Genomic DNA, 22847 nt, shown 5'->3' with positions numbered 1-22847 from the left:
CGGCTGCCCGCCCGCCCCGGACCGGGGCCCGCGGCGGCCCATCCCGGCGCCCGCCTGCGGCCGTTCGCCCGGCGGCCGAGGGAACTCGGCGGCGGGTACTGTCCGCGCATCCGCGGTCCGGGGCGATCGGCGAGTCCTGCACGCTCCTCTGACCCGGCCGTCCGGCTGCCCGCCCGCCCCGGACCGGGGCCCGCGGCGGCCCATCCCGGCGCCCGCCTGCGGCCGTTCGCCCGGCGGCCGAGGGAACTCGGCGGCGGGCACTGTCCGCGCACCCGCGGCCCGGGGCGATCGGCGAGGCCTGCGCGGACCTGCGACCGGCCAACCGGCGGGCCGCCCCGCACCGGCGGTCGATCAGGCCGACTCGGGCTCCCGGCCCGCCGCCTCGGCGATGTTGCGGGCCATGCCGCCGAAGACCACGGCGTGGAAGGGCGCCACCGACCACCAGTAGGCGTGCCCGGCCAGTCCGCGCGGATGGAACAGGGCGCGCTGGCGGTAGCGGGTGCGGCCCGAGTCGTCCTGTTCCACCCGCATCTCCAGCCAGGCCAGACCGGGCAGCCGCATCTCGGCCCGCAGCCGCAGGAGCCGGCCCGCCTCGATCTCCTCCACCCGCCAGAAGTCCAGGGAGTCACCCACCCGCAGGCGGTGCGCGTCGCGGCGCCCCCGGCGCAGGCCCACCCCGCCCGCCAGCCGGTCCAGCCAGCCCCGCACCGCCCACGCCAGCGGGAAGGAGTACCAGCCGTTGTCGCCGCCGATGCCCTCGATGACCCGCCACAGCGCGGGCGCGGAGGCATCCACGACCAGGGTGCGGCGGTCGGTGTAGAGGCTGCCGCCGGCCCAGTCGGGGTCCGTGGGCAGCGGATCGCTGGGCGCGCCGGGCACCGAGGCCGAGGACCAGCGGGTGGTGACCTGGGCGTCCTGGATGCGCTGCAGGGCCAGGCGCAGCGCCTGGGCGAAGGGCAGCGGGCGGCCCGGCCCGTCGGGCACGTACGCCGCGATGTCGTGCTCCTGGCAGACGACCTCATGGCGCAGCGACTCCGCCAGCGGCCGGGCGATCTGACGGGGCACCGGCGTGATCAGACCGACCCAGTGGCTGGACAGCCCCGGCGTCAGCAGCGGCACCGGCACGATCAGCCGGTGCCGCAGCCCGGCCACCCGGGCGTAGGCCCGCATCATGTCGCGGTAGGTCATCACGTCCGGACCGCCGATGTCGAAGCCCCGGTTCACCTCCGCGGGCAGCTCCGCCCCGGCCACCAGATAGCGCAGCACGTCGCGGACCGCGATCGGCTGGATGCGGGTACGCACCCAGCTGGGCGTCACCATCACCGGCAGCCGCTCGGTGAGATAGCGCAGCATCTCGAAGGACGCCGAGCCCGACCCGATGATGACCGCCGCCCGCAGCACCGCACTGGGCACCTTCGAGTCCAGGAAGATGCGGCCCACTTCGGCCCGCGAGCGCAGATGCGCGGACAGCTCCCGCTCGGCCACCCCGGCCGGGGTGAGCCCGCCCAGATACACGATGCGCCGCACCCCGGCCGCCTCGGCCTGCTCGGCGAACGTCCGGGCGGCCCGCCGGTCGGTGTCCTCGAAACCGGACCCGGTGTTCAGCGCATGCACCAGGTAGTACGCCACCTCGATGCCCTCGAACGCCTCGGCCAGCGACCGCGCGTCGGTCACGTCGCCGCGCACCACCTGCGCCTGCCCGGCCCAGGGATGATCGCGCAGCTTCTCCGGCGAGCGGGCCAGACACCGCACCCGGTGCCCCGCCGCCAGCAGTTCGGGCACCAGCCGGCCGCCGATGTAGCCGGTGGCCCCGGTCACCAGGACGTGCCGCCCGGGGGAGGAGTCGTTGCTGTCACTCACGTGCGCTGTCGCCTCGTTTCGGTGCCGGGGTATCGGTGCCGGGGCGCCGGGCGCGGCATGCCGGGGCCCCGGCCCCCCTGGAAGTCTCACCCGCCGCGGCCCGCGCCGCGACATGCCGCGCCCGCCGTGGGCCCCGACCCGAGTGCCCCGGGGCGCGGGCCCGATGCACCACCCGCCCCCTGAGGGCGCAAGAGCCCCTCCTCGCCGCGCCGCGCCCGCCTGCCTGCGCGAGGCTGGAACCCGGCCGCGCATCCCCGCGCGCACGACCCCGCCCGCCCGGAGGTGCCATGGAGCCCGTGGAGGCACTGGAACGCATCGCCTTCCTCCTTGAGCGGGGCGGCGCCCCGACCTACCGCGTGCGGGCCTTTCGCACCGCGGCCGAGGTGATCGCCGCCCGGTCCGACCAGGAGGTGGCACGCCGCGCCACCGACGGCACCCTGGAGTCCCTCAAGGGGATCGGGCCCAAGACCGCCGCCGTGATCCGTGAAGCGCTGGCCGGCACCATGCCCGGCTATCTGCGGGGCCTGGAGGAGGAGGCCCGGGCGCCGCTGGCCGACGGCGCGGGCACCCGGCTGCGGGCCCTGCTGCGCGGCGACTGCCATCTGCACTCCGACTGGTCCGACGGGGGCAGCCCCATCGAGGCGATGGGCCGCGCCGCCCAGGAGATCGGCCACGAATGGGCCGTGCTCACCGACCACTCGCCCCGCCTCACGGTGGCCCGCGGCCTGTCACCCGAGCGGCTGCGCGACCAGCTGGAGGCGGTGGCCGCCCTCAACGAACGCTGGGCGCCCTTCCGGCTGCTGACCGGCATCGAGTGCGACATCCTGGACGACGGCTCCCTGGACCAGGAACCCGCCCTGCTGGACCGCCTCGACGTCGTGGTCGTCTCGGTGCACTCCAAACTGCGCATGGACGCGGCCGCGATGACGCGCCGACTGGTCGCCGCGGTGAGCAACCCGCGCGCCGACGTGCTCGGGCACTGCACCGGCCGCCTGGTCACCGGGCGCGGCCGGCCGCCCTCACAGTTCGACGCGGACGAGGTGTTCGCCGCGTGCGCGGCCGCCCGCACCGCGGTGGAGATCAACAGCCGCCCCGAACGCCTCGACCCGCCCCGCCCCCTGCTGCGCCGCGCCGTGGACGCGGGCGTGCTGTTCGCCGTCGACACCGACGCGCACGCGCCCGGCCAGCTCGACTGGCAGCTCATCGGCTGCGCACGGGCCGAGGAGTGCCAGGTGCCCGCCGAACGCGTGGTGACCACCTGGACGGCGCCCGAACTGCTCTCCTGGACCCGGGAGAGCCGGGCCCGCACCACCTGACGGGTTCACCCGGCACCGGCCAGCACCCGGTCCGGGGTGAGCGGCAGTTCACGCAGCCGCACCCCCGTCGCGTGGTACACCGCGTTGCCGATGGCCGCGGCCGTCCCGACGATCCCGATCTCCCCGATGCCCTTGCTGCCCATGGGGTTGAGGTGCGGGTCGTCCTCCTCGATCCAGTGCGCCTGGATCTCCGGCACGTCGGCGTGCGCCGGCACGTGATAGCCCGCCAGATCGCACTCCGCGAAGTCCCCGAAGGCGGCATCCATCGTGCTGCCCTCCATCAGCGCCATCCCCAGCCCCATCGTCATGGCGCCGATGAACTGCGAGCGCGCGGTACGGGAGTTGAGGATGCGCCCGGCGGCGTAGACACCCAGCAGCCGCCGCACCCGGACCTCGCCGGAGACCGTGTCCACCCCGACCTCGGCGAAATGGGCGCCGAAGGCGTGCCGGGCGTAGTCGCTGTCCGCGTCGGCCCGGCCCGCCGTGTCGGCCGTGGCGCTGACGCCCTCCGGCGGCAGCGGCCCCTCCGGCCGCCCGGCCAGCTGCCCGGCCAGCCGGGTGCACGCCTCGTGCACGGCCCAGCCCCACGAGGCGGTGCCGGACGAGCCGCCCGCCAGCGACGCCGACGGCAGGTCGCTGCTGCCGATCTCGGTGCGCACCCGCTCCACCGGCACGCCCAGCGCGTCGGCGGCGACCTGCGCGAGCACGGTGCGCGCGCCGGTCCCGATGTCGGTGGCGTTGATCCGGACCACGAACGTCCCGTCCGGGCAGGCCAGCGCGCAGGCCCGGGACGGCGCGACGACGACCGGGTAGGTGGCCGCCGCGACGCCGCTGCCCACCAGCCAGGGGCCCGCCCGGCGGGTGCGGGGCCGCGGGTCGCGTCCGGCCCAGCCGAAGCGGCGCGCCCCCTCCCGCAGGCACTCGGCCAGATGGCGGCTGCTGAAGGGCTTGGCGCTGTCCGGCTCGTGGCCGGTGTCGTTGCGCAGCCGCAGCTCGACGGGGTCGATGCCCAGCGCCTCGGCGAGCTCGTCCATCGCCGACTCCAGCGCGTACATGCCCGGGGCCTCGCCCGGGGCCCGCATCCAGGACGGGCTCGGCACGTCCAGCGGCACCACCCGGTGGGTGGTGCGCCCGTGCGGCGAGGCGTACATGACGCGGGTGGCGGCGGCCCCGGTCTCCACGAACTCCTTGATGCGGGAGGTGTGCGCGGTCACCTCGTGGATCACCGAGGTCAGCGTGCCGTCCGTCCCGGCGCCCAGCCGCACCCGGTGCAGGGTCGGCGAGCGGTGCCCCACCACGGCCGGCAACTGCCGCCGCGGCAGGACGAGTTTGACCGGCCGGCCCGTCTGGCGGGCGGCCATGGCGGCCAGCACCACGTGCGGGCGGGGCGTGCCCTTGGCGCCGAACCCGCCGCCGACGTGCTCGGAGACGACCGTCACCTGGTCCCTGGACAGCCCGAACAGGTCGGCCAGCACATTGCGGACGGTGGTGGCACCCTGGCTGGAGTCGTACACGTGCAGGCGCCCGTCCTGCCAGTGGGCGGTGGCCGCATGCGGCTCCATCGGGTGGTTGTGCAGCGGCGGCACCCGGTAGCCGGTGTCCACCCGCACCGGCGCGGCCGCGAACGCCGCCTCCGCATCGCCGCGCACGTGCTCGCCCGAGGTGCCGTCGGTGTCCTTGGGCACGTACGCGCCGGGGTGCCCGGCCCGCAGCGTGACGTCGTGCGGCTCCTGGGCGTAGGTGACCCGCACGGCCGCGGCGCCCTCGCGGGCCGACTCCAGGCTGTCCGCGACCACCAGCGCCACGTACCAGCCCCGGTGCGGGACGCGGGCGTCCTGCAGCACGGCGAGGGTGGCATCGTCCGGCGCGGCCAGGCGCGGCGCGTTGCGGTGGTGGAGCACGGTCACCACGCCGGGCAGCGCCAGGGCTGCCGCGTCGTCCACGGCCCGCACCTCGCCGCGCGCCACGGTGGCCGCCACCGGCCAGGCGTAGGCGCACCGGTCGGGGGTGTGCTCGGCGGCGTAGCGGGCGGTGCCCCGCACCTTGTGGAGGCCCTCCCGGCGCTCGAGGTCCGCCCCCAGCGCGTCGGCGGTCTGCGGCATGGCGTTCTCCCTGCAGGCGGATGGCGGATACGTACGAATACGAAAAGGCAGGCCGGTCAGGCCCCGGCGCCCGGGCCCGGGTCGGTCAGGCGGCGCAGGACGTCGCAGGCCAGACGGTGGGCGAGGGGCACCTTGAAGGCGTTGTCCCGCAACGGCTCGGCCGCGGCGAGCTCGGCATCCAGCGCCCGCGCGAACGCCTCGCCGGTCGGCGCGGCCCCCCGCAGCGCCTCCTCGGCGCGCCGGGCCCGCCAGGGCCGGTGGGCCAGCCCGCCGAAGGCGATCCGCACCTCCTGAACGACCCCGTCCCGGGCGGCCAGCAGCACCGCCACCGAGGCCAGCGCGAAGGCGTACGAGGCGCGGTCGCGCGCCTTGCGGTAGGCCGAGACCGCGCCCGGCACCGGCCGCGGCAGCAGCACCCCGGTGATGAGCTCGCCATGGGTGATCTCGGTGTCCGCCTGCGGCCGTTCGCCCGGCAGCCGGTGGAACTCGGCGGCGGGCACCGTCCGCGAACCGCGCACCCCCTGCAGCTCGACCTGCGCGTCCAGCACGGCCAGCGCGACCGCCAGGTCGGAGGGGTGGGTGGCGATGCACTGCGCGGAGTGCCCCAGCACGGCGTGGTCGCGGTGGACGCCCTCGCGCGCACCGCAGCCGGAGCCGGGCTCGCGTTTGTTGCACGGCTTGGCCACATCCTGGAAGTAGGGGCAGCGGGTGCGCTGGAGCAGGTTGCCGCCGGTGGTGGCCACGTTGCGCAGCTGGCCCGAGGCCCCGGCGAGCAGCGCCTGGGACAGCACCGGGTAACGGGCGCGGACCAGCGGGTGGGAGGCCAGGTCGCTGTTGCGCACCGTCGCACCCACGCGCAGGGACCCGTCGGCGAGCTCCTGGACGCCGTCCAGCGGCAGCCGGCTGACATCGACCAGCGTCTCGGGCCGCTCCACGCCCAGCTTCATCAGGTCGACGAGGTTGGTTCCGCCACCCAGGTAGCGGGAGGTGGGCCGCCCGGCGTGTGCCGCGGTCGCCTCGTCCACGCTGTGGGCCCGCACATACATGAAGGACTTCACCGGACCACGCCCCCGTCCCCGGCAGCCGCTGCCGCCTCGACGGCCTCGACGATGTGCGGATAGGCCCCGCACCGGCACAGATTGCCGCTGAGCCGCTCGCGGATCTCCTCCCGGCTCAGCCGCACCGGCGCCCCGTCCGCCCCGTCTGCCCCGTCCGTCGTGCCCGGCTCCGTCACGTGCGAGGCCTCGCCCGCCCGGGCCTCGGCCAGCATTCCCAGGGCCGAGCAGAGCTGCCCCGGCGTGCAGTACCCGCACTGGAAGGCGTCGCGCTCCACGAAGGCCCGCTGCAGGGGGTGCGGGCTCTGTCCGTCGGCGCCGTGCAGGCCCTCGACCGTGGTGATGTCGCAGCCCTCGACGGCGACCGCCAGCAGCAGACAGCTGTTGGCCCGGCGTCCGTCCACCAGGACGGTGCAGGCCCCGCACTGGCCGTGGTCGCAGCCCTTCTTGGCCCCGGTCAGGTCCAGCTGCTCCCGCAGGACGTCCAGCAGCGTGGCGCGGTGATCGACGACAGGGCGGTGGGGCCTGCCGTTCACCCGCAGGGGCACTTCCGAATGGAACACATCGGTCCCCATGGCGCTCTGCTCCCTCGTCCCGGGCGTGGTCCGTGCCGTCATCGCCACTCCAGCCTGGGACAGGACGCCCGTTCCGGCATGCCGAACGGCGCGCGGGCCGGGGGCCGGGTCAGCGGGGCCGGGCTCCCGCGTACCGCCACAGCACGTGCACCACGCGCAGCACCGCGAGCACGGAGCCGACCGAGGCGCCCGCGACCAGCAGGAACCTTTCCGCGCCGGGCGGGAGCCGCCAGACCGCGGCCGGACCGGCGATCGCCCCGAACACCACGGCCCCCAGGAAGCAGGCGCTGAGCAGCGCGTAGCCGATCTCCACGGTCATCTCGTCCCGCTGGGCCTGGCTGCGGCGGTTTGTCCCCATGGCCGCACAGGGTACCCAGCCCCGCGCGGCGCCCCGCCGGTTCTCCCAAGTCCCCCTGCCGTGCCCCGGGGACGCCGCCGCGCGGCCGCGTCCCGCCGGGTTACGGTCGGCAGGGTTACGTTCCGCACGGCCGCGCGCCCGGACGCTCCCGGTGGATGTCGGCCGCGACCCGCACGAACGAGCGGACCAGCGGATTGGCGTCCCCCGTGCTCCACGCCGCCACCAGCGGGCTGGGCGGCATGTCGCTCAGCGGCACCACGGCGAGTCCCGGCCCCGGCGCGTGGTCCGCCAGGGTCATGCCCACGGTGGCGTTCCACAGCACGGCCTGCCTGCACTCCACGACCGCGCGCACCACCGGCCCCTCGCGGTGCTGTCCGCCGCCCCAGTAGGACTGCCACAGCGGGTCGGTGCCCTGCGGGAAGCTGAACCAGCGCCGGCCGGCCAGCTCGGCCAGCCGCAGGCGCGCGCGCCGTGCCAGCGGGTCGTCGGCCCGCAGCAGCACCCCCACCGCGTCGGCCCGCAGCGCCCGCACCGACAGCCCGGTCTCCTGGAAGGGGCCGCGGGTCAGCGCGACATCGACCCGGCCGGCGTGCAGTCCGCAGGTGGGGTCGGCCAGATCGGCCTCCCGGACGCGTACCTCCACGCCCGGATGCCGTCGGCGAAAGGCACCGGCCAGCCGGTCAAGCCCGGCATCGGCGCCGTCGCCCAGGACCCCGACGGTGATGGCCGCGGTCCCGGCCGCGGCGGCCACCCGCTCCCGCGCCAGGGCGGCCCGTTCGAGCAGGGCGCGCGCCTCGTCCAGCAGCACCGCCCCGGCCGCGGTGAGCGTGACCCCGGGCGGTGAGCGGTCCAGCAGCACGGCGCCGACCTCGGTCTCCAGCTGCTTGACGGCCCGGCTCAGCGGCGGCTGGCTCATGTGCAGCCGCACGGCCGCCCGGCCGAAGTGGAGTTCCTCGGCGACCGCCACGAAATACCGCAACGTCCGCAGCTCCATCACGCCACGATACCCAGCCGGTATCGGCGCCCCGGAACAGGTCTTGGACGGCGCCCGCACCCCGGCGGTCCAATCGTGGCTATGACCGACGCAGCAAACACAGACGGCACAGGCACAGACGGCACAGGCACAGGGGCAGAGGCCGCCGGGCCCGCCGTGGTGGTGGTCCGCCCCGGCGAGGGCGAGACGATCGCCCTGGGCACCACCCGCATGCGCGTCCTGGAGGACGGCAGCCACACCGCCCACCGGCTGGGCCTGACCGAGTCCGTCCTGGCCCCGCACACCCCCGGCCCCCCGCAGCACCGCCACGCCCGGCACGACGAGGGCTTCTACGTCCTGTCCGGCACGGTGCGGTTCACGGTGGGGGAGGAGGACCACGAGGCCGGGGCGGGCACCTTCGTGATGGTCCCGGCCGGCGCCCCGCACACCTTCGCCAACACCGGTGGCCAACCGGCCGTCATGCTCAGCATGTTCACTCCGGACCTGTACGTGCAGTACTTCCGGGATCTGCAGGACACGCTCGCCGACGGCCGGGCCCCGACGCCCGCGGACAACGTGCGCACGATGAGCCGCTACGCCACCCGGCCCGCCCACCGGCCGGGGTCCTAGGGGCGTGGGGCCAGGGCGAGTTGGTGCAGGTCCTCCAGCGCGTCCAGGAGCACGGTGTCCTGATGCCAGCTGATCCACTCGCCCAGGGTGCGGCCGGTGGTGTGCAGCGCCTGGAGCTGGGCCTGGGTGAAGCCGGTCAGCGGCCGGGCGTGGTGGGAGGAGATGACGCCGCGGACGGCCGACCGGTCGTCGACGAGCGGGATGCTGTGGCAGGCACGGCTGCCGGAGGTGAGGATCACCCGGCGCGTCTCGTCGTCGAACCCGGCCGAGGAGGCCACCTCCTTGACGGTGACCTGGCTGCCCGCGGCGGCCGCCCGGGAGCAGGAGGTGTTCCCCTCGACGAAGGCGAAGTAGTCGGTGAAGTGCCGGGGCAGACCGGCGTGCTTGGCCATGCGCAGCACATCGTCCTCGACCAGCTGCACGTTGCCCATGTCCGTGCCGGTGACGGCCAGCACCCGGCGCAGCGCGGCGCCGAGCACCTCGCCCTGGTTCGTCGCGTCGAGCGGCCCGGCCCCGAGCGCGGCCAGGCTGGGCCGCGGATGCCTGGCCCGCCCGGTGAGCCACACCGCGGCGCCCGGCGCGGGGCCGGGGGTGCGGGCCACCGCGGCGGCCAGCTGGTGCAGCTTGATGTTGGCGCGCTGCGAGGCCAGGCGCAGCAGCAGGAACGCCTCCCGGGCGTGTGCCAGCCGGTAGCGCTCGACCAGGATGCCCTCGGCCAGCGCGATCCTGGGCCGCGCCCGCGCCCGGACCTCCAGCTCGGCCACCTGCGCGCGCAGTTGCTCGGCGGTGGCCCGCAGGCTTTCCGTCTCCTCCTGCAGCGAGGCGGGCCGCGCGGGCGGGGGCGGCTGCTCCTCCGGCGACGGCGACGATGACGGGGTCGAAAGGGTGGTCAAGCTGTCTCCCCTGGCCGCATCCTGCTCCGGCCTTCTCTGCGATCGGTGAGCAGCAGTGGCCGTGGCGCCGGCCCCGGACCCGGCCCCGTCCGGATCTTCCCGGCAGGCGCTGCTCCTCACCCACTGCCGTGACCGTATCCCGCCCGCCGCCCGGTGTCATGACCGGCCCGGCACCCGCGTACGGCTGTAGGGGAGGCCGGGACCGGGACCTGATCTTCGTGGGTTCTGCCCGTACGGCCGGTGGCCGGGGCCCGTGGAGACTGCCGACACGCCGTCACGCCGACCACGGGGAGATGCACCACCATGAGCGCGCAGCAGCAGTACGACGAGATCGGTGAGGCCTACGAGGGGTTCAAGGCGCTGCCGCTGGAGCAGTACGCGGCGGTGCCCAGCTTCCTGGCGATGGTCGGGGACGTGCGCGGCCGCACGGTGTTGGACCTGGCCTCCGGCACCGGCTTCTACAGCAGGGAGTTCAAGCGGCGCGGTGCCTCGGACGTGCTGGGCATCGACATCTCCGGTGAAATGGTCGCCGTGGCCCAGAAGTTGGAGGAGCGGCAGCCGCTGGGGGTGCGCTACCGGGTCGCGGACGTGGCCGAACCGGTGCCGCTGGAGCGGCGCTTCGACATCGCCACGGCGGTCCAGCTGCTCAGCTACGCGCCGGACACCGCCACCACCGAGCGGATGTGCCGCACCGTGCACCGGAGCCTGCGGCCCGGCGGCGAACTCTTCGTGCTCAACCAGTCGCCCGACTTCTCCTTCGAGGGCCCGGTGCCGGACAAGTACGGCTTTCGCAGCGAGCTCACCGGCCGGGAGGCCGAGACCGGCCCGCAGGTGCGGATCACGGCGCTCCTGGACCCGCCGGTCTCCTTCGTCGCCAACCGGCCGCGCCGCGAGGTGTACGAACAGTGCCTGCACGCGGCCGGGTTCAGCGAGGTGACCTGGGTCGCGCTGACGGTGTCACCGGTCGGCACGCGCGCGTTCGGCGCGGACTTCTGGGCGGACTTCCACGCCAACCCGCCGCTGGAGATGCTGCGCTGCCGCGCCTGACATCCGCCGGGGGAGGGGCGGTCAGCGCGGGAGTGCGGCGGCGCGCCGGGACGACCACACGGCGGCCCGGTCGGCGAGTTCGACCACGGGCGGCACCGCCGGGTCGCCCGCGAGGTGGCTGTACTCCACCGAGAGCACGATCATCAGGCGCTCGGGCAGCCCCAGGCGGGGGTAGAAGTCCCGGCTGAACAGGTCGTCCATCGCCTTCTCGGGGCTCAGCCCGGCCTCGTAGCGTGCATGCACCTCGCGCTGCACGGTGCGCAGGTAGGCCAGGTGTTCCTCGAGTCCGGCGCGGTCGGTGGGCTGCCCGTGGCCGGGGACGACGACCCGAGGGCCCAGGCCCAGGACGAGTTCGCAGGCGTTGATGACGTTCTGCAGGGGGCCCGCCCAGTGGGTGGGGTGGTCGCCGTGGAAGAAGATGTCGCCGGTGCACACCACGTCCCCGATGCGGGCCACCAGGTCGCCCGCGTGGTGTGCGGGTCCCACCTCGTGCAGTTCCACCTCGAGGTCCCCGACGGGGAAGGCGTGGCGGCCGCGGAAGGTCACCGTGGGCGGGGTGAGGCGGGCGGAGGCGAAGTCGAAGTGGCCGAAGTGCTCGCGCAGATAGCGGCCCAGGGCGGTGCCGGGCGGTGACTGGTGCACCAGTGTGTGCATGTGCTGGGGGGTCGGCTCGTGGGGGAGGTGGTCCTGGCCCGCCCGGGTGGCGATGATCTCCGCCCCGGGGAACAGGTGGTTGCCGAAGGTGTGGTCGCCGTTCGCGTGGGTGTTGACCACCGTCGTGACGGTGCGCGGGCCGAGCCGGGGCCGGGCCGCGTCGATCATCGCCCGGGTCGTCGGCCCGTCATAGGGGGTGTCGATCACTGCCGCGTCGGGGCCGGAGATGACCCATAAGCAGTTGGCGTACCCCCAATGGCCCGTGCTCCGGGGGGCCCACAGGAAGAGCCCGTCGGCGCCGGGCACTTCGGCGAGCCGGGCGGGGAGCGTCACGGGTGTGCTCTGAAGAATCATGGGCGCATTCTGATCGAACCGGACGCCCGGTCGAACACGGCGCTCCGCGGTGCGGCCCTGCCGGTCAACTACCTCCCGACGGACCAGGCCCGCGCCCCCTGCCGCGGGCCGGGCGCCGGGCGGCGCCGGTGGACCCAGCGGGTCAGGACCACCGAGCACACCGCGGCGGACGCGCACCACGTGGAGATGTACTCCCGGCGCCACAGCAGCAGGGACAGCGCGGCCCCGGCGGCGACCAGGACGCCGAACAGGACCAGGCCGCGGTCGCCGGACAGCAGCAGGGAGCCGACGGTGGCGAGCAGGTAGCCGGCCACGACCAGCCCGGTCTGCGGCAGTCCCAGGGAGTATCCGACGGTGTGCCCGCGGATCTCGGCGCTCACGGTGCGGGTGGCCAGCGCGTGGGCGAGTACCGCCGCGGTCGCGGCCCCCGCCGCCAGCGGGACCAGCAGGCGGCGGCGGGCGTCGGGCGGCGCGGCGCACAGCACGGCCGCCGGTACCCACAGCGCCAGCAGCGGGAGCGCGATGACGGCCCAGGCCAGGGTGGCGGGGCCGGTGCCGCCGCCGTGGTGCCAGACCACGGCCTCCACGATCTGGTGGGCGCCCAGCAGGAGCGGCAGCGCGGCCAGCGGCAGATCACGCGGACGGCGGGCCGCCAGGGTCACCGATACGGCTCCCACGGCCGCGATGCCCGTGCCCGCCACGAGGTCGGCCGTTGCACTCCAGCACATGATCCCAACGCTACGGCCGCCGCGGCGCGGCAGCGCGCCGGACGCCGCGGCGCCCGCGTCAGCCGAGCCAGCTGTACAGGGCCGCGGCGGCGACGAGTAGCACGACGACGCCCGTCAGGATCAGCGTGCCGGTGCCCGTGTGCAGGGCGTTTTCCTGTTCCGCGTGCTTCTCCGCGACGAAGGCCTTGGCGTCGGCCTCCGTCCGTGTGCGCACCCACTGGCCGTTCTGTCCCGGACTGGGAAACAACATGCACCCCCTAGGTCAACTCCGGTACGCCTGACCACTTTTTGCACCACCAAACATCAACTGCCGCCCGGTGCGGCGGTGTCCGGGGCAGTGGTGGGCTTGGTGTGGAGGATGTCGCGGGCCTGTTCGGCGGCGCGGGCGGTGCTTTCGGAGACGAAGTCGAGGAAGCGGGCGATGTTTTCCAGGCGGGTGGCGGCGGGGGTGCCCGGGCGCAGGACGGGGATGCCCTGGCGGGCGGTGGCGACGACCTGGGCGGTGGCGCGGGCGGTGGCCATCATCGACTGGTAGTAGACGTCGTCGTCGACGACGTAGCGCTCGCGCCTTCCCTCGCCGCGCTCCCGGCGCACGAACCCCTGGCTCTCCAGGAAGGCGATCGCCTTGGAGATGGCGGCCGGGCTGACCTGGAGGTGCTCGGCGAGTTCGGCCGCGGTGAGGCTGCCGGAGTCGGTGAGGATGAGGCAGGCCACCACCCGGGACATCATCGTGGGCATGCCCGAGGCGATCATGACGGTGGTGAACACCTCCTCGTAGGCGCGCACTTCGTCGGCGTCGCGGCCGTGGGGCTGCGGGGGCGTCCGCGGGTCCCGGGGCGCGCTCTGTCTGCGGCGGTGGGCGCGGTGCCCGGTGGCGCGCTGGGCCACTTCGGCGCGGTAGCCGGCCGGGCCGCCGTTGCGTGTCACCTCGCGCGTGATCGTCGAGGTCGGCCGCTCCAGGCGCCGGGCGATCTCGGCGTAGGCGAGGTTGTCGGCCAGTCCCAGGGCGATCTGCTGGCGTTCCTGCTGGGTGAGCCTGCCTCCCGGCATCGCGGTCTCCTTCGTGGCCCGGGCCGGGGCGGCCCGGTGGCGGTCGGTGCCCCGACTATAGCGTTCACACCCATCTCATTGCAACAACCTGAGGGGTGGGCTGTTGCGTTAAGCGCGAGGTCATTGCATCAACTTTCCTGCATTCACCTGCAGTTATGGGATTTCAACGCAACAAGTGTGTTGTCAGTTCTGTGAATGCAACGTAGCGTTTCTGTCATCGGAAAGCGCGGGCCGCAAGGGCAAGCGACACCGGATGAAGGAGCACACCATGCAGAAGTTCGACACCCCCGCCGCCGTCCAGGCCGTCCTCGACATCCCCGCCGGACGCATCCAGTTCATCGCCGCCGACCGCAGCGACACCACCGTCGAGGTCCGGCCCGCCGACCCGGCCCGCGGCCGCGACGTGAAGGCCGCCGAGCGGACCGAAGTCACCTACGCCGACGGCGTCCTGCGCGTCCAGGCCCCCGAGGCGAAGAACCGCCTCATCGGCACCACCGGCTCCCTCGAGGTCACCGTCCAGCTGCCCGCAGGATCCGACGTCCGGGCGAAGTCGGCCGCCGCCGAGTTCCGCGGCGTGGGCCGCCTCGGCAAGGTCGCCTTCGACGGCGGCCACGGCTCGGTCAAGCTCGACGAGGCCGCCAGCGCCCATCTCACCGGCCTCGACGCGCACATCACCGTGGGCCGGCTGAACGGCCCCGGCGAGATCAGCACCCTGCAGGGCGACGTGCACATCGCCGAGGCGGCGGCCGGCACGCTCGCGCTGAGCACCCAGCAGGGCGACATCACTGTCGTCGCCGCCCGCGGCGTCAGCGCCGCCCTGGACGCGGGCACCGCACTCGGCCGGATCGACAACGCACTGCGCAGCACCGGCGGCACCCCCGACCTGTCCATCAAGGCCACCGTCGCCCAGGGCGACATCACCGCCCGCAGCCTCTGATCCCCGCAGCCCCCAAAGGAGTTCACCCCATGACCGGCTTGGCCATCGCGGCCCACGGGCTGCGCAAGTCCTACGGCGACAAGACCGTCCTGGACGGCATCGACCTGAACGTCCCGCAGGGAACGGTCTTCTCCCTGCTGGGCCCGAACGGCGCCGGCAAGACCACCGCCGTCAAGATCCTCTCCACCCTCGTCACCGCCGACGCCGGCGACCTGTACGTCGGCGGCCACAGCCTCGCCGACCAGGCGCAGGCCGCCCGCGCGGCGATCGGCGTCACCGGCCAGTTCTCCGCCGTCGACGGCCTGATCACCGGCGAGGAGAACATGCTCCTCATGGCGGACCTGCACCACCTGCCCAAGCGCGAGGGACGCCGGGTGGCCGCCGAACTCCTGGAGCGCTTCGACCTGGTGGAGGCCGCCAGGAAGCCCGCCTCCACCTACTCCGGCGGCATGAAGCGCCGCCTGGACATCGCCATGACCCTGGTCGGCAGCCCCCGCATCATCTTCCTCGACGAACCCACCACCGGCCTGGACCCCCGCTCCCGCCACACCATGTGGGGCATCATCCGCGAACTCGTCACCGGCGGGGTGACGGTCTTCCTCACCACCCAGTACCTGGAAGAGGCCGACGAACTCGCCGACCGCATCGCCGTCCTGCACGACGGCAGGATCGCCGCCGAGGGCACCGCCCAGGAACTCAAGCGGCTCGTCCCCGGCGGACACGTGCGCCTGCGCTTCGCCGACCCGGCCGCCCACCGCTCCGCCGCCGCGGCCCTGCCCCGAGCGGCCCGCGACGAGGAGGCCCTCACCCTCCAACTCCCCAGCGACGGCAGCCAGCGCGACCTGCGCGCCGTCCTGGACCGGCTGGACGCCGCCGGCGTCGAGGCCGACGAACTGACCGTGCACACCCCCGACCTCGACGACGTCTTCTTCGCCCTCACCGCCGGCGCCCCCGCCGTGCCCGCCCAGCCGAACCAGCCGAACCAGCCCAAGGAGACCGTCCGATGAGCTCCCTCTCCCTCGCCGTGCGCGACTCCTCCACGATGCTGCGCCGCAACCTCCTGCACGCCCGCCGCTATCCCTCGCTCACCCTGAACCTGCTGATGACCCCGGTCATGATGCTGCTGCTGTTCGTCTACATCTTCGGCGACACCATGAGCGCGGGCGCGGGCCGCGACGCCTACATCGCCTACGTCGTGCCCGGCATCCTGCTGATGACCATCGGCTCCACCGTCATCGGCACCGCCGTCTCGGTCTCCACCGACATGAACGAGGGCATCGTCGCCCGCTTCCGCACCATGGCCATCCACCGCGGCTCCATCCTGTTCGGCCACGTCGTCGGCAGCGTCCTGCGGATCCTCCTCAGCGTCGTCCTGGTCGGCGCCGTCGGCGTGGCCATGGGCTTCCGCTCCACCGATGCCACCGCCCTGGAGTGGCTCGCGGCGTTCGGGCTGCTCGCCCTGGTCGCCCTGGCCTTCACCTGGATCGCGGTGGGCATGGGCCTGGGCAGCCCCAACGCCGAGGCGGCCAGCAACAACGCCATGCCGCTGATCCTGCTGCCGCTCATCTCCAGCGCCTTCGTCCCGCTCCACTCGATGCCGGGCTGGTTCCGCCCGATCGCCGAGTACCAGCCCTTCACCCCCGCCATCGAGACCCTGCGCGGCCTGCTCCTGGGCACCGAGATCGGCAACAACGGGTGGGTCGCGCTGGCCTGGTGCCTGGGCCTGGCCGCGCTGGGCTACCGCTGGTCCATGGCGCAGTTCAACCGCGACCCCCGGTAACCGCCGTGCCGGCGCGGACCACCGCCCGCCACGCACCCCGCCCAGGGCGGCGTACCCCGACACCACGTCGGCCGTACGCCGCCCCTTTCGCGTCCCGGCCCCGCGGCTCAGCCCGTACGCGGCCTGAGCAGGTCCTCGACGAGGGTGTCCACCAGGGTGCGCGGGATGCCCGCCCCCGTCAGCGCCCGGTAGACGAGCGGGCCGACCAGCGCGTCGAGCACGGCGTCAGGGCCGAGCCCGGGGGAGATCTCACCGGCCTGGACCGCCCGCGCGAGCAGTTCGCGCTCCCGGGCCCGGCGCGGGCCGAGATGCCGCTCGTGCAGGCGCTCGGCCGTCTCGGGATGGTGCTGCGCCTCGGCGAGCAGTGCCAGCAGGACCTGGCCCGCGGGATCGCGGGTGAGGAACCGCGCGTAGGCGCGCAGATAGCCGCGGATGCCCGCCGCCGTGGCCTGCTCCGCCGGGACGGGCAGGCGCTTCTCGCTGTCCTCGACGAGCGTGTCGAGGAGGATCTCGACCTTCGAGGGCCACCAGCGGTAGATCGTCTGCTTCGCGACACCGGCGCGGCGCGCGATCGCCTCGATGGTCAGGGCGCCGAAGCCGTGCTCGACGAGCAGATCGTCCGCGGCGTGCAGCACGGCCAGCCGCGCGGCCTCGTCGCGCCGGCTGCCGGAGTGGGGTCTGCGGGGCCGGGCGGGCGGGGCGGGCATGCGGACACGATACCCGGGGTGACCCCCGGAACATTACCTAGACGCACCGTCGCGTCTAGGCTAATTGCATCGGCCGCACCGCCGCCGTACCGCACCGCCCTGCCGCCCACGGGCCGCGCCACCCCGCCGCCAAGGAGCGAACATGCCCACCCCGAACACGCCCGCCACCGCGCCCGCTTCGACCACCGCACCCACCGCACCCGCCACGCCCGCCGCCCCGCGCCAGGCCCTGGTCATCGGGGCCTCCCGCGGCTTAGGGCTCGCCCTGGCCGACGAACTCGCCGGACGCGGCTGGCACGTCATCGCCACGGCCCGCCAAACCGGCGGCGACCTGCACACCCGCGCGAAGGCCCACGGCGGACGCCTGGAGCCGGAGACGCTGGAGATGACCAGCCCCGGCGAACTCGCCGCGCTGCGCGAGCGCCTGACGGGCCGTCGGCTCGACCTGCTCTTCGTCAACGCCGCGATCGACCGCGGCAACCTGCCGATCGCCGACGTGCCCACCGACATGTTCACCGAGGTGATGGTCACCAACGCGCTGAGCCCGCTGCGCACCCTGGAGGCCCTGCGCGACCTCGTCGCCCCCGGCGGAACCGTCGCGGTCATGTCCTCCGAACAGGGCAGCATCACCCTCAACACCGAGGACGGCTACGAGCTCTACAAGGCCAGCAAGGCCGCCCTCAACCAGCTGATGCGCAGCTACGCGACCCGCCACGGCGCCGACGGACACACCAAGCTGCTCATCGACCCCGGCCACAACCGCACCCGGCTCGGCGGCCCGGACGCACCGCTGGCCCCCCACGAGAGCATCCCGCCCGTCGCCGACGTCATCGAGGCCCAGGCGGGCGCCCCGGGCCTGCAGTTCCTGGACCGCCACGGCGAGCCGGTGCCCTGGTGACGCCCCCCGGCATCCCGGCCCAGGTGCCGTGCCGGAACGCCGGGGGCGTGCAGCAAAGCCGCCGGTGTCCCTACGCGAACGGCTCGTCGCGCAGCGCCGCCACCGCCTTCTCGATCCGCCGCAGGCGCGTCTCGGGCTTCTTCGCGCTTTCGATGGCGTGCACGTGTGCCCGCTTGCGGCTCGGTGACAGCCGGTCATAGACCTTGCGGGCGATCGGGTCGGCGTCCAGGGCCTCGGTGAAGTCGGCCGGTTCGACCAGGACACGGGGTTCGGTGTCCAGGGCGAGCTCCACCTCGACCTCCTCGCCGGTCTCGACCCCGGCGGCCTCCCGGTTGGCCTTGCTGAAGCCGATCAGGTGGCGGCCCCGCATGATGGCGAGCCGGCTGTTCCAGGAGTGCCCGTTGACCGTGATGGTCACGGCCGGTCGTTTGCCTCCGTCGAGCTTCTCCACGACCTCCGGAGGAACTTCCAAGCCCCGCATGGGCTCCGGAGGCTCGACGTAGGTTCGGAACTTCATCATCTGCTCCTGTCAGGGTGTGTCGGCTCGCGGCGGGCGCTCACGTCCGTCCGCCGGTGACCGTGCTGTGTCACATCCTGACGGGGGCGGGCGCCCCAAGGGCGGCGATCGGCGCCATCCGTGTGGCGGGAGGCGTCAGTCGAACACCGGCTTGCGGTCCCTGGTGCGCTTGAGCTCGAAGAACCCGTCCGTCGCGGTGACCAGCAGCACACCGTCCCAGAGCCTGGCCGCGGCCTCCCCGCGGGGCACGGGCGTCACCACCGGGCCGAAGAACGCGTTGCCGTCCACGGCGATGACCGGGGTGCCGACGTCGTAGCCGACCTGGTCCATGCCGGCGTGGTGCGAGGCGCGCAGCACGGTGTCGTACTCGGTGGAGTCCATCGCCGCGGCCAGCTCCACGTCCAGACCGGCCGCCGTCAGCGCCGCCTCGATCGTGGCCCGGTCCTTGGGCGCCTTCTCGTGGTGGTAGCGGGTGCCCAGTTCGGTGTAGAGCCGGTCGAGCACCTCGGGGCCGTACTTCTGCTCGGCGGCGATGCACACCCGTACCGGCGCGAAGCCCAGCCCCACGCGGTACTTGTGCGGCACGTCGCGCCCCTCGTTGAGGACGGCGAGGCTCATCACGTGCCAGCGGACGGCGATGGGCCGCTGCGCCCGCACCTCGTGGATCCACCGGGACGCGATCCACGCCCACGGGCACTGCGGGTCGAACCAGAAGTCGACGGCGGTCACATCGCCCTGAGACACCTCAGCCTCCTCTGCAGAGATCCTGTCCTGTCCGCGGTGCGGCCCCCTCATGCGGAGGCGGCGTCCGCGCGCACCGCGCCGAGCACCTCCTCGACGGCCTTGAGCGCACTGGCCACGCACTGGCCCACCCCGACACCGTCGTACGCGGCGCCGCACACTGCCAGCCCGGGCCGGGCCCCGACCCCCGCCCGGATGCGCGCCACCCGCTCCTGGTGCCCGACCGTGTACTGCGGCACCGCCGCGCCCCACCGGCTCACCTTCGAGGCCAGCGGAGCGCCGCGCACCCCGGTGACCTCGGCGAACTCGGCGGCGGCCAGCGCGACGAGGTCGGCGTCGTCGCGCCGCAGCAGGTCCTCGGCGCCGCTGCCCCCGGCCTGGCAGCGCACGATGTCCACCTCGCCCGCCAGGTGCGGCCACTTCATGGTGGAGAACGTGACGACTTTCAGCGCCCGCCCGTCCACCGCCGGCACCCGGTAGCCGCTGTGCCCCAGCGCGCGCAGCGCGGTGAGCGCCTCGCGGGGGAAGGCGAGCGTGATGATCACGGATCCGGCGTAGGGGATCTCGGCGAGCGCCGTGGTGGCCCGGCCGCTGCCGGGCACCCCGGCGAGCAGCGGCCCGGCCTGGGCGGCGGGCACGGCGACGATGACGGCGTCCGCGTCGATGTGCTCCGGCTCGGCGGCGCTGCCGACGGTCACCCGCCAGCCGTGCTCGCGGCGGGCCAGGGCGCGCACCGTGGTCCCGGTGCGCACCGCCGAGTCCGGCGAGGCGGCGAGCAGGCCGTCCGCCAGGACCTGGGGCAGCGAGCCCAGACCGCGGGTCAGGGTGGAGATGCCGGTGGTGGGCTCCTGCCCCGGCGGCGGAGGCTCCGGCAGCAGCGCCCCGGCCGCCTCGGCGAGCGACGCGCGCCGACGGGCGGCGGAGACCAGCGGGGTGAGCGTGGCCTGGAAGGACAGCTCGTCGGCCCGCCCGAAGTAGGCGTCGGACAGGAACGGGTCCACCAGGCGGTCCACGACCTCCCGGCCCAGGCGCTCCCCGACGACGTCCGCGACGGAGGCGTCCGCCTCCCGCCCGGTCTGCGGCAGCGTCAGGTCCTGGCGGGCCCGGGCCGTCCCGGCCTCGGACAGGATGCCGGACTTGGCGAGCTCGTCCATGTCGCAGGGCACGCCCATGAACTGACGGTCCAGCGGCGGCCGCAGCTGGTCCCCGCTCCACAGCGCCATCGACTTGGTGCCCGCCGCCACCACCTGGTCCTCCAGACCGGCCGCCTTGAGCAGCCGGGCGGTCTTGGGACGCCGGGCGTACGTCGACTCGGCGCCCTCGTCGATGACGACGCCCGCCAGCTCCGAGACGGCCAGCTGCCCGCCCAGCCGGGAGGCGCCCTCCAGGACGGTCACCCGCACCGGCTCGTCGCGCAGGAAGAACGCCGCCGCCAGACCCGCGACGCCGCCCCCGACGACGACCACATGCGCAGCCGCGCCCGCCCGGGCCATTCCGTTGTCCGCCATAGGACCTGCTCCTTCGTGGATACGGTGTCGCATCAGTTTTGAAGGGGTGCCGATAGTCTCGGTTGAGCGGGAGTGGATCCGGAACCCGGCCCGGCCAAGGGGCATTTCGGGCGCCCGCAGCCCCCGCGCGCAGCCCGCGCGCACCGCCTGCCGCCGCCCTCCGGGGCCGCCGCCCGGCGCCCTCGTCCGGGGCCGCCGTCCGGGCCTGCGCCGCGGCGCCGCACCCGATTCATCCTCAACCCGCCATCGACCGGATCGCTGGACATTACCGCTGCGACAACACACCCATGGAGCATGAGGAGAGTGGTGGCATGCGGAAGGTCGTTTCGCAGGACGGCACAACGATCGCCTGTCGCAGCACCGGTGAGGGCCCGCCGATCGTGCTGATGAACGGCGCGTTCCGCGATCACACCATCTTCGACGCGCTGGTCCCGGAGCTGGCGCCGCACTGCACCGTCCACGTCTACGACCGCCGGGGGCGCGGGCAGAGCGGCGACTCTCCCCAGTACGCCGTCGAGCGCGAGATCGAGGACCTGGCGGCGCTCATCGACGACGCGGGCGGGCAGGCGGTCGTCTTCGCCGGTTCCACCGGCGCGAACCTGGCGCTGGAGGCGGCCCTGGCCGGTGTCCCGATCAGCAAACTCGCGCTGCACGAGCCGTACTTCCGCATCGCCCCCCACCCCAAGCCCCCGGCCGACTGCCTGGACACCCTGCGGGCGCTGCTGGCGGAGGGCAGGCGCGGCGAGACCGCGGAGTACTGGCTGCGCGAACTGCTGGGCCTGCGCCCCGAGATGATCGCGGACTGGCGGCAGGCGCCCCTGTGGGCGACCAACGAGGCCAACGCCCACACCCTGGTGTACGACACGATCATCCTCGGCGACTTCGAGGTGCCCACCGAGCGGCTTGCCACCCTGCGGACCCCGACGCTGGTCGTCAACAGCGACGCGACCGGCGACTGGCTGCGGGACGCGGCCCGGGCCACCGCGACCGCCCTGCCCAACGGCTGGGGGATGCAGCTGCCCGGCTCGTGGCACCGCATCGACACCGACATCCTCGGCCGGGTCCTGGCCGGGTTCGCCACCACCTGACCACACCGCCCCCGCGCGGCCGGTCCCACCACGGCGCCGGGCCCCGGCCACCTCGGCCAGGACCCGGCGCCGACTGCTGTCCGCCGTCTAGGCCTGCGGGACCGTCCAGTTGTCGCGCAGCCACGTCTCCAGGCCGACCAGCGCGGGCCGGATGCGGCGCAGCTGCGCCATGTCGGCGCTGTACCCCTCGGTGTCCAGCCAGTCGAACATGGCGGCCAGGTCCGCGCGGGCCGCGCGCAGCGGCTCGAAGGACCGCTGCTCGTACCGCGCCGGAACACCGGCCACCCGCCCGAACGCCTCGGCGATCTGCGGCCCGGTCAGCTCGGCACTGGCGATCTCGACCTGGCGGCCCAGCCACGCCGCCGGATCCTCGAAGGCGTCCGCGGCGAACGCCCCGATGTCGCTGGTCGCAATGATCTGGACCGGGACCTCCGGACGCAGCCACAGGCCCAGCACCAGCTCGCCGTCGACCAGCCGGGGGCCGAGGTCGAGCAGGATGTCGTAGAACATGGTCGGCCGCAGCACCGTCGCGGGCAGGCCGAGCTTGGTGATGTGCTGCTCGATGTTCCACTTGCTGCGGAAGTGCGGGATGACCTCGCACCGGTCCGCGCCGCCCACCGAGCTGTACACGAAGTGGGCCACGCCCGCCTCGGCGGCCACGTCGGCCACCGCCTTGCCCTGGCGCTCCTCCGCGTCCACCCCGCCCGGACCCCGGAACGTCTGGACGCTGAACACGCCCTCAACCCCCCGCATCGCCGCCCGCAGCGACGCCCTGTCCTCCAGGTCCCCGCGCACGAGCACCGCACCCGCCGCGGCCAGCGCGCGCGCCGCGGGGGCCTGCGGATCACGCACCAGGGCGTGCACGACCCGCCCCCGGCGCAGCAGCTCGCGGGCCGCCGCGCCGCCCTGCCGACCGGTTCCGCCCAGCACCAGGACCGCTCCGTCTACCGCCACCGTATTCCTCCGTCGTCCATTTCCTCGCCGATATGGTGTCCCGGCCTGCCGGGGGGTGCCGTGAAAAGGACGGGCTCCCGTCCAAGGCCCCGGTCAATTCCATCGACCGGGCCGCAACCGCA

At 74.4% G+C, this 22847-nt stretch carries 24 protein-coding genes; 8 read left to right on the top strand and 16 right to left on the bottom strand.

The annotated features are described in order from the left end of the window. Positions 1–351: 351 nt before the first annotated feature. On the bottom strand, positions 352–1974 hold the full coding sequence (locus tag AC068B_RS33160; protein ID WP_478675237.1) for an SDR family oxidoreductase: 1623 nt from the start codon (positions 1972–1974) through the stop codon (positions 352–354). A 173-nt stretch (positions 1975–2147) separates the two neighbouring features. On the opposite strand from AC068B_RS33160, the gene AC068B_RS33155 reads away from it, so the two are divergent. Beyond that, positions 2148–3176, top strand: a complete 1029-nt coding sequence (locus tag AC068B_RS33155; RefSeq protein ID WP_478675236.1) for a PHP domain-containing protein — start codon at positions 2148–2150, stop codon at positions 3174–3176. Positions 3177–3181: 5 nt separating this feature from the next. Here the strand turns inward: AC068B_RS33155 and AC068B_RS33150 are convergent, their stop codons facing one another. The 5 genes from AC068B_RS33150 to AC068B_RS33130 all read right to left on the bottom strand — a co-directional run bounded on the left by AC068B_RS33150 (position 3182) and on the right by AC068B_RS33130 (position 8260). Further along, positions 3182–5278: a xanthine dehydrogenase family protein molybdopterin-binding subunit gene (locus AC068B_RS33150; RefSeq protein ID WP_478675235.1), complete on the bottom strand. Its 2097-nt coding sequence runs from the start codon at positions 5276–5278 to the stop codon at positions 3182–3184. Positions 5279–5334: 56 nt separating this feature from the next. Then, positions 5335–6336, bottom strand: a complete 1002-nt coding sequence (locus tag AC068B_RS33145; RefSeq protein ID WP_478675234.1) for an FAD binding domain-containing protein — start codon at positions 6334–6336, stop codon at positions 5335–5337. Then, on the bottom strand, positions 6333–6908 hold the full coding sequence (locus AC068B_RS33140) for a (2Fe-2S)-binding protein (RefSeq protein ID WP_478675233.1): 576 nt from the start codon (positions 6906–6908) through the stop codon (positions 6333–6335). The genes AC068B_RS33145 and AC068B_RS33140 overlap by 4 nt, the downstream gene beginning before the upstream one ends. Before the next feature lie 109 nt (positions 6909–7017). After that, the gene (locus AC068B_RS33135) at positions 7018–7266 is read right to left on the bottom strand and encodes a DUF6332 family protein (RefSeq protein ID WP_478675232.1); all 249 of its coding nucleotides are present in this window, start codon (positions 7264–7266) and stop codon (positions 7018–7020) included. A 115-nt stretch (positions 7267–7381) separates the two neighbouring features. Further along, the gene (locus AC068B_RS33130; RefSeq protein ID WP_478675231.1) at positions 7382–8260 is read right to left on the bottom strand and encodes a LysR family transcriptional regulator; all 879 of its coding nucleotides are present in this window, start codon (positions 8258–8260) and stop codon (positions 7382–7384) included. An 81-nt stretch (positions 8261–8341) separates the two neighbouring features. Between AC068B_RS33130 and AC068B_RS33125 the strand changes: the two genes are divergently transcribed. Further along, positions 8342–8869, top strand: coding sequence for a cupin domain-containing protein (locus AC068B_RS33125; RefSeq protein WP_478675230.1), 528 nt, complete (start codon positions 8342–8344; stop codon positions 8867–8869). Here AC068B_RS33125 and AC068B_RS33120 read toward each other — a convergent pair. After that, a complete protein-coding gene (locus tag AC068B_RS33120; RefSeq protein WP_478675229.1) occupies positions 8866–9762 on the bottom strand; it encodes an ANTAR domain-containing protein in 897 nt (298 codons plus the stop codon). The genes AC068B_RS33125 and AC068B_RS33120 overlap by 4 nt on opposite strands. 303 nt (positions 9763–10065) lie before the next feature. Between AC068B_RS33120 and AC068B_RS33115 the strand changes: the two genes are divergently transcribed. Then, a complete protein-coding gene (locus AC068B_RS33115; protein ID WP_478675228.1) occupies positions 10066–10809 on the top strand; it encodes a class I SAM-dependent methyltransferase in 744 nt (247 codons plus the stop codon). Positions 10810–10830: 21 nt separating this feature from the next. Here AC068B_RS33115 and AC068B_RS33110 read toward each other — a convergent pair whose 3' ends face one another. The 4 genes from AC068B_RS33110 to AC068B_RS33095 form a co-directional block, all read right to left on the bottom strand. Further along, complete coding sequence (locus AC068B_RS33110; RefSeq protein WP_478675227.1) at positions 10831–11817, bottom strand: MBL fold metallo-hydrolase; 987 nt, start codon at positions 11815–11817, stop codon at positions 10831–10833. Between the two features lie 68 nt (positions 11818–11885). Then, positions 11886–12545: a DUF6629 family protein gene (locus AC068B_RS33105; RefSeq protein ID WP_478675226.1), complete on the bottom strand. Its 660-nt coding sequence runs from the start codon at positions 12543–12545 to the stop codon at positions 11886–11888. A gap of 58 nt (positions 12546–12603) precedes the next feature. Next, positions 12604–12795, bottom strand: coding sequence for a hypothetical protein (locus AC068B_RS33100; RefSeq protein WP_478675225.1), 192 nt, complete (start codon positions 12793–12795; stop codon positions 12604–12606). Positions 12796–12848: 53 nt separating this feature from the next. Beyond that, entirely contained in the window at positions 12849–13595 is a 747-nt protein-coding gene (locus tag AC068B_RS33095) for a helix-turn-helix domain-containing protein (protein ID WP_478675224.1), read from the bottom strand. A gap of 268 nt (positions 13596–13863) precedes the next feature. Here AC068B_RS33095 and AC068B_RS33090 point away from each other — a divergent pair, with 268 nt between their 5' ends. From AC068B_RS33090 to AC068B_RS33080, 3 genes are read left to right on the top strand one after another with little or no spacing between them, the layout of a single operon-like run. Beyond that, positions 13864–14532 (top strand): DUF4097 family beta strand repeat-containing protein, encoded by a 669-nt coding sequence (locus AC068B_RS33090; protein WP_478675223.1) that lies wholly within the window; start codon positions 13864–13866, stop codon positions 14530–14532. Between the two features lie 29 nt (positions 14533–14561). Further along, positions 14562–15539 (top strand): ATP-binding cassette domain-containing protein, encoded by a 978-nt coding sequence (locus tag AC068B_RS33085; protein ID WP_478675222.1) that lies wholly within the window; start codon positions 14562–14564, stop codon positions 15537–15539. Further along, on the top strand, positions 15536–16312 hold the full coding sequence (locus tag AC068B_RS33080) for an ABC transporter permease (protein ID WP_478675221.1): 777 nt from the start codon (positions 15536–15538) through the stop codon (positions 16310–16312). Before AC068B_RS33085 ends, AC068B_RS33080 begins: the two co-directional genes overlap by 4 nt. A 107-nt stretch (positions 16313–16419) precedes the next feature. Here AC068B_RS33080 and AC068B_RS33075 read toward each other — a convergent pair whose 3' ends face one another. Then, on the bottom strand, positions 16420–17019 hold the full coding sequence (locus AC068B_RS33075; protein ID WP_478675220.1) for a TetR/AcrR family transcriptional regulator: 600 nt from the start codon (positions 17017–17019) through the stop codon (positions 16420–16422). Between the two features lie 142 nt (positions 17020–17161). On the opposite strand from AC068B_RS33075, the gene AC068B_RS33070 reads away from it, so the two are divergent. Continuing rightward, positions 17162–17917 (top strand): SDR family NAD(P)-dependent oxidoreductase, encoded by a 756-nt coding sequence (locus AC068B_RS33070; RefSeq protein WP_478675219.1) that lies wholly within the window; start codon positions 17162–17164, stop codon positions 17915–17917. 70 nt (positions 17918–17987) lie between these two features. On the opposite strand, the gene AC068B_RS33065 is transcribed toward AC068B_RS33070, so the two are convergent. The 3 genes from AC068B_RS33065 to hemG form a co-directional block, all read right to left on the bottom strand. Continuing rightward, entirely contained in the window at positions 17988–18437 is a 450-nt protein-coding gene (locus AC068B_RS33065) for a YdeI/OmpD-associated family protein (RefSeq protein WP_478675218.1), read from the bottom strand. 132 nt (positions 18438–18569) lie between these two features. Further along, positions 18570–19178 carry a mycothiol-dependent nitroreductase Rv2466c family protein gene (locus tag AC068B_RS33060; protein WP_478675217.1) on the bottom strand — a complete coding sequence of 203 codons (609 nt, stop codon included), beginning with the start codon at positions 19176–19178 and terminating at the stop codon, positions 18570–18572. A 47-nt stretch (positions 19179–19225) separates the two neighbouring features. Further along, the gene (gene hemG, locus AC068B_RS33055) at positions 19226–20683 is read right to left on the bottom strand and encodes a protoporphyrinogen oxidase (RefSeq protein WP_478675216.1); all 1458 of its coding nucleotides are present in this window, start codon (positions 20681–20683) and stop codon (positions 19226–19228) included. A 311-nt stretch (positions 20684–20994) separates the two neighbouring features. Here hemG and AC068B_RS33050 point away from each other — a divergent pair, with 311 nt between their 5' ends. Then, a complete protein-coding gene (locus AC068B_RS33050) occupies positions 20995–21771 on the top strand; it encodes an alpha/beta fold hydrolase (protein ID WP_478675215.1) in 777 nt (258 codons plus the stop codon). Positions 21772–21858: 87 nt separating this feature from the next. Here the strand turns inward: AC068B_RS33050 and AC068B_RS33045 are convergent, their stop codons facing one another. After that, positions 21859–22725 carry an NmrA/HSCARG family protein gene (locus tag AC068B_RS33045; RefSeq protein WP_478675214.1) on the bottom strand — a complete coding sequence of 289 codons (867 nt, stop codon included), beginning with the start codon at positions 22723–22725 and terminating at the stop codon, positions 21859–21861. Between the last annotated feature and the right edge of the window lie 122 nt (positions 22726–22847).

The sequence above is a fragment of the Streptomyces sp. NPDC042371 genome (assembly GCF_056437465.1).
Note: the sequence above shows the minus strand (reverse complement) of the source record. Positions and strands in the feature narration are given on the sequence as shown.

What these genes read in the sequence shown, in the direction of transcription:
- hemG (WP_478675216.1), bottom strand. Translation starts at nt 20,683, where the DNA reads ATGGCGGACAACGGAATGGCCCGGGCGGGCGCGGCTGCGCATGTGGTC.
- AC068B_RS33125 (WP_478675230.1), top strand. Translation starts at nt 8,342, where the DNA reads ATGACCGACGCAGCAAACACAGACGGCACAGGCACAGACGGCACAGGC.
- AC068B_RS33070 (WP_478675219.1), top strand. Translation starts at nt 17,162, where the DNA reads ATGCCCACCCCGAACACGCCCGCCACCGCGCCCGCTTCGACCACCGCA.
- AC068B_RS33090 (WP_478675223.1), top strand. Translation starts at nt 13,864, where the DNA reads ATGCAGAAGTTCGACACCCCCGCCGCCGTCCAGGCCGTCCTCGACATC.
- AC068B_RS33095 (WP_478675224.1), bottom strand. Translation starts at nt 13,595, where the DNA reads ATGCCGGGAGGCAGGCTCACCCAGCAGGAACGCCAGCAGATCGCCCTG.
- AC068B_RS33150 (WP_478675235.1), bottom strand. Translation starts at nt 5,278, where the DNA reads ATGCCGCAGACCGCCGACGCGCTGGGGGCGGACCTCGAGCGCCGGGAG.
- AC068B_RS33100 (WP_478675225.1), bottom strand. Translation starts at nt 12,795, where the DNA reads ATGTTGTTTCCCAGTCCGGGACAGAACGGCCAGTGGGTGCGCACACGG.
- AC068B_RS33110 (WP_478675227.1), bottom strand. Translation starts at nt 11,817, where the DNA reads ATGATTCTTCAGAGCACACCCGTGACGCTCCCCGCCCGGCTCGCCGAA.
- AC068B_RS33080 (WP_478675221.1), top strand. Translation starts at nt 15,536, where the DNA reads ATGAGCTCCCTCTCCCTCGCCGTGCGCGACTCCTCCACGATGCTGCGC.
- AC068B_RS33050 (WP_478675215.1), top strand. Translation starts at nt 20,995, where the DNA reads ATGCGGAAGGTCGTTTCGCAGGACGGCACAACGATCGCCTGTCGCAGC.
- AC068B_RS33130 (WP_478675231.1), bottom strand. Translation starts at nt 8,260, where the DNA reads ATGGAGCTGCGGACGTTGCGGTATTTCGTGGCGGTCGCCGAGGAACTC.
- AC068B_RS33160 (WP_478675237.1), bottom strand. Translation starts at nt 1,974, where the DNA reads ATGTCGCGGCGCGGGCCGCGGCGGGTGAGACTTCCAGGGGGGCCGGGG.
- AC068B_RS33135 (WP_478675232.1), bottom strand. Translation starts at nt 7,266, where the DNA reads ATGGGGACAAACCGCCGCAGCCAGGCCCAGCGGGACGAGATGACCGTG.
- AC068B_RS33155 (WP_478675236.1), top strand. Translation starts at nt 2,148, where the DNA reads ATGGAGCCCGTGGAGGCACTGGAACGCATCGCCTTCCTCCTTGAGCGG.
- AC068B_RS33085 (WP_478675222.1), top strand. Translation starts at nt 14,562, where the DNA reads ATGACCGGCTTGGCCATCGCGGCCCACGGGCTGCGCAAGTCCTACGGC.
- AC068B_RS33065 (WP_478675218.1), bottom strand. Translation starts at nt 18,437, where the DNA reads ATGATGAAGTTCCGAACCTACGTCGAGCCTCCGGAGCCCATGCGGGGC.
- AC068B_RS33105 (WP_478675226.1), bottom strand. Translation starts at nt 12,545, where the DNA reads ATGTGCTGGAGTGCAACGGCCGACCTCGTGGCGGGCACGGGCATCGCG.
- AC068B_RS33115 (WP_478675228.1), top strand. Translation starts at nt 10,066, where the DNA reads ATGAGCGCGCAGCAGCAGTACGACGAGATCGGTGAGGCCTACGAGGGG.
- AC068B_RS33075 (WP_478675220.1), bottom strand. Translation starts at nt 17,019, where the DNA reads ATGCCCGCCCCGCCCGCCCGGCCCCGCAGACCCCACTCCGGCAGCCGG.
- AC068B_RS33140 (WP_478675233.1), bottom strand. Translation starts at nt 6,908, where the DNA reads ATGGGGACCGATGTGTTCCATTCGGAAGTGCCCCTGCGGGTGAACGGC.